The organism is Clostridium sp. CM042 (genome assembly GCF_055080995.1).
In genome coordinates, this window is sequence record NZ_CM143646.1 from 332,816 (window position 1) to 346,127 (window position 13,312).

A 13,312-nucleotide genomic window follows, 5' to 3' on the forward strand; every position below is an offset into this window, starting at 1 on the left:
AATGATAGATATAAAAGAGATACAAGAATTATTGGATACAAATTCTAATAATGTCATCTGTAAAAAATTTTGCCTGCTTCCATCTAAAATTGCTTCATATATAGACACAGTTGCCAAGTGTAATGAAGAATATGGATACGTTCTTATTGGTGTAGAGAGTAAAGTTAATGGATATTCTGTATGTGGTATAAATACATCAGTTAATTTTCCAGGGATTTTTCAAAATGCTGTTAAACAATCTATAATGAAAACAGAAATAGAGCAGCAGTTATGCAATATTAATAATAAGAAAATATGGGCAATAAAAGTTAAAGCGTGTAAATTACAGCACACAAAAAGTGAAAAAAAGAATATGTTAATGAAAAATATAATGAAAGACCTATATATTACCTGTATAAAACTACAAGGAAATTCATTATATTATTTAGCATCCGAGGACCAAAGGAATGATTATGTTAGAGATATAATGGAGACATTTGGATATAATGTTAAGGATCAGACAAGGAGAGGATTATCTCCTACTGGAAAGGCTGCAGGGGAACTAGATATTTTCATTCACGATGCAGGGCTTCCTGTTGCAATTATCGAAGCTCTAAATTTGAAGAGTTTAGATAAAACATATTTAGATAAACATATCGACAAAATATATGATTATGATACTGCTGGAAATTCTTTTAATGTGATTTTGTGTTATGTTACAGTAAGCAACTTTGAAGATTTATGTGATAAGTATATTAATCACATAAAAGGTCATATTTATCCATATCTGCTAACTGGAATTGAGGAAAACTATTATGTTGACGATAATACATATTCTGATATTAAAGTTATGTTGACAAAGCATAATAGAAACGGAAAAGAAACTTTACTAGTTCATATATGTGTTAGGATTGGCAAATGAAATTGATATGATAATTTATCATATATGGTATAAGTAATTGTAATTATGAAGTTAACTAGATAAATACATGAGATATAAAGTAACATTATATAAGCAATATTATAATTAAAAACAATTACTCAAGGACTAATGAAGGGGAGATTATATGGCGGTTACTTTTCCAAATTATATAATATATTACGTATAACTATAAAAAGATAAGGATGTAAATTAATTTAGGAGGTCAATTTTAATGACATATCCAATAAAAAAAAATATTATAGTACCATCAATATTTGAGCAACAGGCAATTGAATTAAATTTTTATTCTGGATTAACTATTTTTGTCGGTCCAAACGGTTCAGGAAAAACACAAACAATGAAAATATTAAGGAACAGCTTTAATGACATTGTTGGAACTAATCAAGTCAGATATTTATCTTCTAATAGAATTGGAATGATGGAACAGTATAGATCCAAAACTAATCAATATTCATATGATAATTCTGGGTTAATATTGGGCGATATGGCTATGAAAAATAACAGGCTTCAAATTGAAGTCGCTTCTGGTGATTTTTTTACAATGGATGAAAAAAAAGATGTTTATATTAAGGTATCAGAAAGACTTTCTAAACTGTTTAATAGGGAAATGTTTTTAAGATGGGATAGTGGAAATCTTAAAGCGTTCTTCACAAAAGATGGGATAACCGAAGAGTATTCAATAGCATCAGAAGCTAGCGGACTTATAAATATTATATCTATTTTAGCAGCACTTTACGATGATGATGTAAAGATACTCTTAATTGATGAGCCAGAAGTATCTTTACATCCCCAATTACAGGCGTTTCTTCTCAGTGAAATAAAAAGTGTTTCAGGAGATTATAATTTAGTTGGAAAAAAGATGATTATAATGACAACACATTCAACTGAAATGATAGAAATTGATGATATAATGTCCTTGACTAATTATATCTTTTTTTTAGACAACGGAATGAAACCACAACAGATTTTACCAATAGCGGAAGAACTGAAAAATAGAAAGCTTAAAGATTTAATTCCAAGACTTGGACAAACACATAAAACCACATTTTTCTCAAAACAACCTCTTTTAGTTGAAGGAGTAAGTGATTCTCTATTATGCAAATATTTAGATGATAGGTTCAAAATGAATTTAGGAGTGGCAGGAACACAAATTATTCCAGTAGATGGAAAAGGGCAGTTTCCTGCAACAATTAAATTGATGAGGTTAATTGGAAAAGAATCAATTGTTCTTACTGATTTAGATACTTTTGTGGATGATAATGAAATTGTTAATATCTTTTCACAAAAACAAGAATCTAAAGATGTTGCCCAATCTCATGGATACGTCGACATATCTACTTTTGCTAGAGATATAAAAACTGATATTTCAAAAATGTGTGATGAAGATAAGGACGCTTTATTTGAAAAATATGAGAATCACCCATATTGGAAACACAAAGATGTTAGTAATGAAAGTAAATCAATAAAACGAGCAATAATTTCTACATTGTTTGGTGTATCAGATGAAGAAATTAGAACTTGGATACATGCAAGGGATTGGACAGGTCTTAAAAGACGAATAGAAGTTTTGCTTAATTGCCTTGAGCAATTAGGTTGTTTTATATTAAGAAAAGGTGCTATTGAAAGTTATTATACATATTCGCCCAAAGACACTTTTGATGGTAAACCAAGTGCAGCAATTGAAGAAATTAATAGTTTAAAGGAACAAAGTGATGATTTTATCATGAATGCTTATGACGATATAATTAGGGCAATGAAGTATTCGTCAAAGATAAGGGTTATAGATGAATCTACTGCTATTAAACGAGAATTATTGAGTGAATTAGCACCAATTCTAGGAAGTTTAGATGAAAATACAACTAAAGAACAGATTATTACTGTAATAAGGCAATCAAGGGGAACAGATAAAAGTATATTTCAGTACGAACCTAGCGTTATAGAAAATTGTCCTTCTATTAAGGTAAGTTTGGTATCTGAAATCATGCTTATTACTGGATTCCCATTTATTATAAAAAAAGGGGAAAATGTTAATGAGGTTGTAGATCAAAAAATTAAATCAATATTTTAATGTTTTATAAGGAATTTTCGCTATAACAAGTTGTTTTTAAGTACAAAAAATTAGTTTACCATATAACGATATAAGCGCTTATTAACAAATCATTTGGGTTGATGTAGTTGTAGGTGGTCGTAAATTTATTAGAACTTACCAAATTGTTATTGGGAGAGTTAATGTTGAAAAACATTGGTAACATGAAAAAACAAATAGATTATTAGAATTACAACTTCTCATTATTCTTATAATGATAAGCTGGAATATAGGAAATAAAAATAGTGAAGGCTATGAAAGGGCAATGTAAAATGAAATAAATATTTAGATGTAATAAATGGCATTCAACCGTATGGTTGGGTGCCATTTATTATATCTAAAAATGCTCGCATAAAAAATGGTAATAAATTGAAGAGTTTCTTTTTAAAAATTAGAAAAATGTCTTAAACAACTACTTTAGATATATATTATTTATCTGAATTGCCAGCATAAAACACTACAAGTAAAAATATATATTGTAAATAGAGGTGAAAAATGCAGCAATCAAAGATATTAGACAATAAGAGAGTTGGAAAAATTGGAGATTAGATTAAGGAACATGTAAAAACAGGTTCTAAGATATCGGTTGTTTCTGCATATTTCACTATATATGCATATAAAGAATTAGTTAAGGCTATAGCAGACGAAATTGAGAAGTTGGATGTTAAACTACTAAAAATCAGAAGTAGGCTGAAACATGAAGTTCATTTTAATAAGAAAATTGAGATAAATATAGAAATAAAGAAGAGTGAAATCAGGAAGAAAAATTTAATTCAAAACCTTAACAATTAATATGGGGGTAAAATCATGGAGAAGTTAGGCGACAAAAGTATGAACATTGTTGCTGAAAATATTATTAAAATGAAAGGATTGTTTCCAGAAGTATTTTGCGAGGATAAAATAGATTTTGAAAGATTAAAGGAAGTATTAGGTGAATACACAGAGGATAAAGAAGAACGATATAGTTTTAATTGGAAGGGTAAGTCTAAATCAATAAGACTTGCACAGACATCGTCAACAGGTACATTACGACCATGCAAAGAAGAAAGTAAGGATTGGGATGCCACAGAGAATCTTTATATTGAAGGAGATAACCTAGAAGTATTGAAGTTACTTCAAAAAACTTATCATAGTAAGGTGAAAATGATTTATATAGATCCGCCTTACAATACTGGAAATGATTTTGTATATCCTGATGATTTTCGAGATAATATTAAAAATTATTTAGAAATTACTGGACAAGTTGATGCAGAAGGAAGAAAATTAGGAACTAATTCTGAAGCTAGTGGAAGATATCATACGGATTGGTTGAATATGATGTATCCAAGGCTTAAGTTGGCTAGAAATTTGTTGAGTGATGATGGGGTTATCTTTATGAGCATTGATGATAAGGAAAGTAGCAATCTAAGGAAAGTATGTGATGAAATTTTTGGCGAAGCTAATATAATAGCCAATATAAGTCATAAGGCGAGAGCATCTATATCAAATGACAAAATCATTTCTTCAAATCATAATCATATTTTATTGTATGCTAAGAACTATGATGAAATTTTCAAGGTAAGACATCAAATCGGTTTAGAACCCAGTTTAGATGGTTTTAAAAATCCAGATAACGATGTTAGAGGTCCTTATAAACTTGTACCTGTTGATGGGCCGGGAGGTGCAAAAAAAGGAAATCCATATTATGAATTTCTTAGAGTTGAGGGTTACTATAGATATTCAAAAGAAACTATGGAGAAGAAATACAACCAGGGTTTGATAATTAGAACCAAAAGTGGGTTACAGCAAAAGTATTTTCTTGAAGATGCTAAAAAAAGTAGAAAAACAGATACAACATGGTGGGATGATGCAGGGCTAACATCTACAGCTACGAGAGCCTTACAAGTTTTGATGAACGATAAAACATTTGATACCCCCAAACCAGTTTCGTTAATAGAACGTATGCTTAAGTTATTTACGAACTTTGATAAGAATGCTATAGTACTTGACTTTTTTAGTGGTTCATCAACAACCGCTCATGCAGCTATGCAACTAAATTCGGAAGAGGCAGGAAATCGAAAATTCATAATGGTTCAATTACCAGAGCTAACAGATGAAAAATCTGAAGCCTATAAAGCCGGATATAAAACCATCTGTGAAATAGGCAAAGAACGTATCCGTAGAGCAGGAGAAAAAATCCTTAAAGAAAACAAAGATAATGAAGGAATCGAAAATCTAGATATAGGTTTTAAAGTATTCAAGCTTGATTCATCTAATATTAAGAAATGGAATGTTGATGGTGAAAATCTAGAAGTATCTATTGATAATATGATAGATAATTTTGTTCCTAATAGAACAGAAGAAGACATAGTGTATGAAATCATGCTTAAGTATGGAATTGATTTAACTTATCCGGTGAAAATGAGGAACATTGCCGATAAAAAAGTATTTAGTATTGGATTTGGTGCTTTGATTATATGTATCGACGATGAAATTACTCTTGAGGTGGTTGAAGGAATTGTTAAATTTAAAGAAGAGTTAAACCCTGAGATTACAAGAGTAGTATTTAAGGATAACGGATTCAAAAATGATTCGGTTAAAACAAATGCTATTCATATTCTTAGAAGAAATAATATACAAGAAATAATGAGTATATAGGGGGTGGCTTCATGAAACTTAAATTTGATTCAGAATTGGATTACCAAAAAGAAGCCATGTCATCTATTGTAGATATATTTGAAGGTCAAAGTGTTTGTAATTCTAATTTTACAGTATCTAATTCAATAGATGAAGCTGGTACAGTAGGTCTTTTTTCAACTAACTTGGGTGTGGGAAATAAGCTAGAAATTGATGAAGAAGATGTTTTGAAGAATGTAAAAAAAATACAACTAAGGAATGGGTTAGCTCAGTCGAATAAAATAAAAAAAGGTGATTATCATTTTACTATCGAAATGGAAACGGGTACGGGTAAAACCTATGTGTATTTAAGGACTATATTAGAGCTTAATAAAAAATATGGCTTTATAAAATTTATAATCGTTGTGCCCACCGTTGCAGTTAAAGAGGGTGTTGTTAAATCAATAGATATAATGACAGATCATTTTAAACTTAAATATGATAATGTTATATTTAAGTCATATGAATATAAATCTAAAAAACTAGATATATTAAGGGACTTTGCAATCAGTGATAATATTAGAATTATTGTTATGACAATACAATCCTTTAACAAAGATACCAATGTAATCAATAAAGATCATGAAAAAACTAATGGGTTAAAGCCTTTAGAATTTATCCAGGAGACCCATCCTATTGTAATTATTGATGAACCACAAAGTGCAGCAAGTACAAAGAAGGCAAATGATGCAATTGATTCTTTAAATCCTTTATGCACCATAGGATACTCGGCTACCCATAAAGAAAAATATAATCTAATGTATCGATTGGATGCAGTTGATGCTTATGAGAGACAGTTAGTTAAACAAATTGAAGTTGCTAGTATAATGACTAAGGATCATCATAATGATGCATATTTAAAGTTAGTAAGTGTTAGTAATAAAGGTTCTACTATAATTGCAAAAATTGAAATAGATAAAAGAAAAAATGGAGCTATTAAGAGAGAATCTGTAAATGTTAAAAAGGGACAGGACTTATTTGAAATTAGTGGTTGTAGAGAGCAATATAGTGGATATATAGTTAGTGAAATTTATACAGGAAAAGATTCTGAGTATGTAGATTTCACAAGTAAGGATTATATTAGATTAGGTGAAGTACGTGGAGAATTAAGTGATGATATTATTAAACGTGCTCAAATTAAAAAGACCATCGAAGAACATTTAGAAAAAGAGATGAAGCTTAATCAGAAAGGAATTAAGGTTTTAAGCTTATTTTTCATAGATAGGGTTTCTAACTATAGATATTATGATAAAAAAGGCAATTCTCAAAAGGGTAAGTATGCACTATGGTTTGAGGAAGAATATAAAAAAAGTATTCAAAAACCTAAATATAAAACTTTATTTGAGGATGTAGATACAGAAACTGAAGCAGAAATAGTTCATAATGGGTACTTTGCACAAGATAAAAAAGGAGTCTTAAAGGATACTAATGGAGGTACTCTTGCAGATGAGGATGTATATGGTCTTATAATGAGAGATAAAGAAAGACTTTTAAGTTTTGATTCAAAATTAAAGTTTATATTTTCTCATTCAGCACTTAAAGAAGGCTGGGATAATCCAAATGTATTTCAAATATGTACTCTAAATGAAACTAAATCGGAAATGAAAAAGAGACAAGAAATTGGTAGAGGTCTAAGACTTGCAGTAAATCAAGATGGTGAAAGAATTCATGGATTTAATGTAAATACACTTACCGTAATGGCAAATGAATCTTATGAAGATTTTGCTGGAAAACTTCAAGGAGAATTTGAAGAAGAAGAAAACATTAAATTTGGGATAATTGAAAAACATACCTTTGCAAATATTGAAATTGAAAAAGATGGTGTTAATAAATACTTGGGGAAGGAACCCTCCGAAGATATTTGGAATTATTTTAATGCAAAAGATTATATTGATGTAAATGGTAAAGTAACAGATAATTTAAAACGAGCCCTTAAAGATAACAAGTTAGATTTTCCGGAGGAGTACATGGATATTAAAGCTCAAGTAGCTGTAATCCTGAAAAAAATCTCAGGAAGTCTTAATATTAAAAATGCAAATGATAAAAAGAAAATAAGCATTAATAAAAGAAGATTTTTAAGCCCTGAGTTCAAAGAACTATGGGATAAAGTAAAATATAAAACTACCTATTCTGTAAAGTTTAATAGTTCGGAGCTTATAAAAACATGTTCAGAGGAAATTATGAAGAACTTGAAAGTAGATAAAGCTAAGCTAATATACACTAAGGCGGATATAGAAATTAATGCAGGGGGAACTAAGACAGAAGAAAGAATTCGATATGCAATGGTTGTTGAGGATGCATGTTTTTATCTGCCAGATATTATAACTTATTTACAAAATGAAACTAATCTTACAAGGAGAACTATTGTGGATATACTTAAACAGTCAAAAAGGTTAGCGGATTTTAAAAATAACCCCCAAATATTTATGGATGAGGTTAGCTCTATAATTCGAAGAAAGATGAAATATCTGCTTGTGGGTGGAGTTAAATATGAAAAGCTAGGGGAAGACGAGTTTTATGCACAAGAATTATTTCAAGATGAGGAGCTTTATGGATATCTGTCAAAAAACATGATAGAAAGTGAAAAATCTGTTTATGAATATGTAGTATATGATTCTGGTGTAGAGGAGGAATTTGCTAAGAAATTCGAAAAAAATAATAGCGTTAAAATTTATGCCAAATTACCAGATTGGTTCAAAATTGATACTCCGCTTGGAAGTTACAATCCTGATTGGGCAGTTTTGGTTGGAAACAATAATGAAGAAAAATTGTACTTTGTACTAGAAACAAAAGGCAATATTATAGCAGAAGAATTACGTCTACGCGAAGTAAGTAAAATTGCTTGCGGACATAAGCATTTTGAAGCTATTGGAACTAAGGTTGAGTTTTTGGAAACTGATAATTTTAATAGTTTTATAGAAAATTTATAGATAGTAGCAAGATTAGTAATTTCATTCCATCGCGAGGTTGCCTGTTAGCTGCTGGGGTATATCGAAAAACATGGTAAAAGAGATTGTTAGGTTGTGCCAACGTAATATGTTCGCTAAATTTAAAAGTGTAAATATAAGAACCCTAGACTTAAAATGAACTGAACCATGATTTGATCTATACCCGAAAAAGTAGACAAATAAGCGAAATGTATCGAAAGAGTATAATTTAGGTATTACTCTTTCTCTTTTTTAATCCTAATAAGTTCATGTTTTTTGAATTCAGCAGGTGCTAGGTATCCTAATATTTTCTGAATTCTTACATTATTCTAATAATGATAATCAAGATGTTTTTGAAATATTCTCGAATAAGTTTTCTAGTTTGATGGTTTTAACCGCAAACCCTTATAACATTCCAGTGTGGAGGTCCTTCACTGATGATATATATATCTTTTTCCCATCAACTTTATATTCAGTAACGTCAGTTACCATTTTGTCAAATGGACAACTTGTACTAAAATTTCTAACCAATACATTTTTCTTAGGATGTGGATCTCCAGGTTTCCTATATCGTTTTTTCACCTTGATTACGGTCAAATAACCATTCTGTGACATCAAACGGTAAACCTTCTTATGGTTGAATTTAAGACCATAAGAAGGCGAAAGCGCGGCTGTCATCCTCTCCACACAATATTTCCCATAGTGTTTGATATAGAGTTTTTCAATGTATTTAATAACTTGTGCATCCTCTTTTGATTTTCCTGATACGACCATTTTCTTATTTAACCATTGATAATATCCAGACCTATTTATTTCAAGGAGTCTTTTAAGATATTCATTTTCAGCTTTTAATTTTAATATTTCTTATTCAGGACAGTCATAATATTGTTTTTGGTGACCTATCATTGGTGATGAAGTCTTACCTCTTTTATTCTCAAGTCCGGCTATTCCAAATTCATTATACTCTTTAACCATTGAGTTAACATGTTATGAGATCTAAAAGCAAGTTTTTTGGAAAGGGCGTTTACTCATCCCTCATCACCACTAGTGTATCTCTCAATTACATTAATCTTAAATTCAATAGTAATTCTTATATGCTATAACTTAATTACTTCACCGATGCACCGTCTTGAATATATTTAAATCTGATAGTTCTGCTTTTGTAAGTGCCATACCTATATAACAGGCATGACTTAATTCAGATACCTAATTATTCTGTAAAATTGTCCAATAAATACTTTTTGAGTCAATACCCTCAATCGTTTTAAAAAGTTTATTATCATATGAGTAATATTTTACAATAATGACTTTTCTGTTAGTATCAGGTATAACTACAAAATAACCTGCCTTATCTAATTTAACATCTTTAGGAGGTGTCACTGCAGTTATTATATCTTTCTTATTACTTTTAAAGGGTTCTGAATTTTAATATTACATTTTTTACAATTACAATGAATTAAATTATGAATTAAATTATGAATTTGATAAAAATAATGAAAAACATATAAAATAAGCGCCGCTTTAGAATGGCTATTTTACTAGATTCTAGTTCTTACTTTGCACTTCACAGCAGCTATGCTGGTATTAGGCCAATATCGCCCAATAACTACGAATAGCTCAACAACTTTGCTGTAGTCGTGTGATATAATAACCATTAGTGGGATAAACAGTAATTTGGCACACAAATTACGCAAATAGGAGGTAGGTTATCTATGGAAACAGAAATGTTAAATGTTAAAGATTTAAATAATAATTATAAAAACATTGTAAAAGGTGCAGAGTATCTAAGAAATGGTGAAGTTATTGCAATTCCAACAGAAACTGTTTATGGATTAGCTGCAGATGCTTTTAATGAAAATGCAATAAAAAAAATATTTGAAGTTAAAGGAAGGCCACAGGATAATCCATTATTGGTACATATATATAAATTGGAACAAGTTTATGATATATGTGAAGATATTTGAGAAGAAGCAGAGAAGGTATTTGGTACTTTTTGGCCGGGATCAGTAACTTTGATTTTTAATAAGAAAGATTGTATTTCAGATACAATTACTGCAGGAATGAAAACTGTAGGAGTTAGATTTCCAAAAAGTGAAATAGCAAGGGCTATAATTAAAGAAAGCGGAACTTTATTAGTAGCTCCATCTGCAAATTTATCAGGAAAGCCATCAACTACTAGTGCCGAGCATTGCTACAATGATTTAAATGGAAAAATCCCTTGTATTTTAGATGGAGGGCCGTGTTCAATTGGGTTAGAGTCAACAATTATAGATATGTCTACTCCAGTCCCAATACTTATAAGGCCAGGAGCAGTAAGTTTGGATGACATATGTAACGTAATTCCAAATCTTATATATAAAAAGGATTTATTAAGCGTGAAAGAAATTGAAATTCCAAAGGCTCCAGGAATGAAATATAGACACTATGCACCAGAGGCGCCACTAACATTGGTTGAAGGAGATTATATAAAAACTTCTAAATGGATTAAAGAAAATGTAAATGAGAAGGATGTTGTAATTTGTTTTCAAGAATTTTTAAACGATTTTAAGGGCTATCAACACATATATAGTTTAGGAAGCTTTAAAATGTTAAATATAGCTGCACAAAAGATATTTGATTTGATTAGAGAATGCGATAAATTGAATGTAAGTCATATTTATATACAAGCTCGCAATAACAGTGGGTTAGGGAATTCTATAATCAATCGATTAGAGAAAGCAAGTGCAGGAGACATTATTCATATATAAATTATATCGGCGATGGCTGAAATATTGCAGAACTTGTCAATCTCGTTACGGCAGAATATCAACACATTAACTATGGATTCCCGTTTTTTTTTCGTCGCGCTTCATGGTCTGATGTATGACGAATCGGTCTTTTAAACTGAAATGCTCAGCGATTTACTGCTGCGTTTGTCCCTCTGCTATCATTTTTTTCTTATTTAGGGCATACTCTTTAAGCCCTCTAGTATTTCTAATGAGATTGCCTGGCATTGAGCCTTTCATCCCCGATATATTCTCTACCTTTTTACCAGCCAAATGATGTGTTTTACCATCATTTAAGACAGTTGCGACGCAGTTGTAATAAAAAGAGAACTAACTAAAATGCAGAATATAATGGGAAATTGGCACAATAAATATAAACATATGAAGGAGTGTAAGGATGAAACATAAAAAAATTAACATAATAGAAGTAAATAGAATTATTCATGAAAATGATAGTGTATTTTTATGCGGTAATGGATTTAGCATAAATTTTGATGAAGACTTTCGTAACATATTTGATAGACTTTATGAAGCTCATAAAGAATTGATTAAAAATTCAAAATATGAAATTAAGTCAAACATATATTTCACTAAAAAATGTAAAGATAATTTTAATAATGTTAAACAATATTTAAGAAATTCTTCTAAAGATTATTTAAATAAAGTTTTTGATGATGGAATAATATTTTCTAAATTTATTATTGAAAGTAAATCATTGACTGACGCACTTATAAAAAATGGTTTTTTAACTGAATTGGTTTTTGGCAGAAGTGAAATAGATTTAGTAAAAGAAATATATACAATAGGTGTTACAAAAGGAGCTAATAATGTAAATATAGAATATTGGTCAATTTTAATTTATTTTTATTTTGCTATAAAGTTTATGAATGGAGATAATTATATATTTCCAAATAATAAATTTATCACACTTATTGAGGTTGGTGATATTAATAAAACTTCATTTATAAAAAATGATGAAATAAAAAATAAAGTTATAGAAGCTACCCATTTTAATGGCTTTAATACTTATTATAGAATATTATTTTCTATAGCAATATTTTCTAATGGCAAGTATCTTGAAATGGACAAATTAAGTAATGTATCAAATTTATCAAAAGATAAAATCAAAAATTTTTTAAATAAGTTTAGTTCTATTGCAACATTAAACTATGACTGTCTTTTAGAAAACATATTACCTAAAACTAAAATACATCATTTACATGGAAGTTTTGTTTTAAATCAGAAAGAGTATGTCCATAATCAAAGCTTAGGATTAATATACAATAATGAATATGTAAGTTTTTCGGATATTTTAATTGGTGATTATTTTTATAATAAAACATATAGGTCTGGGATTAATAATTTATCAAAAAAAGAAATTATTAACAAAAATACTGAAAATTACAATGAAATTTTAGAATCAATAATTGGAACAAATAAAATTAATACAGTTTTAATTTTAGGTATGAGTATACAAAATGATCAACATATATTAAGGAATATTATGCTATCATTTTATTTTTCCAAAATTATTAAACCTAAAATTATTTATTGTTATTTTTCAGAAAAAGAAAAAATAGATTTTGATGAAAGTTTTTATAAAGTTATAACTTTCGATGAAGAATTGTCTGCTTATTCTAGGGAGATAGAGGTAAGCTATATTGATACACAAGAGGTTTTATCAATGCATTTTTATAAGTAATAAAATATTAGAGGAATAGACAATGAGCGAAAAATATTTAAGCGGAAATGTATATTGTGGTACCTTTATAGGTTGTTTTACTACTATGCAGTGGGTAAGGGTGTCTTGTAAATAACGGTATAATTATTGATGCTGGAAATGGAAAACATTTTGTTGATATGAAAAAAATATAATCTCGCAAAGTGCATAATATGTATTTACAGTTGTATCGCAATTTTCATTAAGTTCGTCATAAGCAACTGTAGAGATACTAAG

8 protein-coding genes and 1 pseudogene are annotated in these 13,312 nt (G+C 29.3%); 7 read left to right on the forward strand and 2 right to left on the reverse strand.

Annotation, left to right across the window (positions count from 1 at the left end):
• Nucleotide 1 precedes the first annotated feature (1 nt).
• From ACWJJ7_RS01675 to ACWJJ7_RS01690, 4 genes are all read left to right on the forward strand, one after another.
• Nucleotides 2-901: a hypothetical protein gene (locus ACWJJ7_RS01675; protein WP_462963649.1), complete on the forward strand. Its 900-nt coding sequence runs from the start codon at nt 2-4 to the stop codon at nt 899-901.
• Between the two features lie 232 nt (nt 902-1,133).
• Nucleotides 1,134-2,990 carry an ATP-dependent nuclease gene (locus tag ACWJJ7_RS01680; protein WP_462963650.1) on the forward strand — a complete coding sequence of 619 codons (1,857 nt, stop codon included), beginning with the start codon at nt 1,134-1,136 and terminating at the stop codon, nt 2,988-2,990.
• Nucleotides 2,991-3,815: 825 nt separating this feature from the next.
• Nucleotides 3,816-5,645: a site-specific DNA-methyltransferase gene (locus ACWJJ7_RS01685; RefSeq protein WP_462963651.1), complete on the forward strand. Its 1,830-nt coding sequence runs from the start codon at nt 3,816-3,818 to the stop codon at nt 5,643-5,645.
• 11 nt (nt 5,646-5,656) lie between these two features.
• A complete protein-coding gene (locus tag ACWJJ7_RS01690) occupies nt 5,657-8,593 on the forward strand; it encodes a type III restriction-modification system endonuclease (protein WP_462963652.1) in 2,937 nt (978 codons plus the stop codon).
• A 402-nt stretch (nt 8,594-8,995) separates the two neighbouring features.
• Here the strand turns inward: ACWJJ7_RS01690 and ACWJJ7_RS01695 are convergent, their stop codons facing one another.
• Nucleotides 8,996-9,364, reverse strand: a complete 369-nt coding sequence (locus ACWJJ7_RS01695) for an IS3 family transposase (protein ID WP_462963653.1) — start codon at nt 9,362-9,364, stop codon at nt 8,996-8,998.
• A gap of 950 nt (nt 9,365-10,314) precedes the next feature.
• Here ACWJJ7_RS01695 and ACWJJ7_RS01700 point away from each other — a divergent pair.
• Nucleotides 10,315-10,887, forward strand: a pseudogene (locus ACWJJ7_RS01700) (L-threonylcarbamoyladenylate synthase); the annotation flags it as partial.
• On the forward strand, nt 10,864-11,337 hold the full coding sequence (locus ACWJJ7_RS01705) for a Sua5 family C-terminal domain-containing protein (RefSeq protein ID WP_462964911.1): 474 nt from the start codon (nt 10,864-10,866) through the stop codon (nt 11,335-11,337). The pseudogene ACWJJ7_RS01700 and the gene ACWJJ7_RS01705, both read left to right, overlap by 24 nt.
• A 153-nt stretch (nt 11,338-11,490) precedes the next feature.
• Here ACWJJ7_RS01705 and ACWJJ7_RS01710 read toward each other — a convergent pair whose 3' ends face one another.
• Entirely contained in the window at nt 11,491-11,628 is a 138-nt protein-coding gene (locus ACWJJ7_RS01710) for a hypothetical protein (RefSeq protein WP_462963654.1), read from the reverse strand.
• 124 nt (nt 11,629-11,752) lie between these two features.
• Here ACWJJ7_RS01710 and ACWJJ7_RS01715 point away from each other — a divergent pair, with 124 nt between their 5' ends.
• Nucleotides 11,753-13,057, forward strand: coding sequence for a hypothetical protein (locus tag ACWJJ7_RS01715; protein ID WP_462963655.1), 1,305 nt, complete (start codon nt 11,753-11,755; stop codon nt 13,055-13,057).
• Nucleotides 13,058-13,312: the final 255 nt, after the last annotated feature.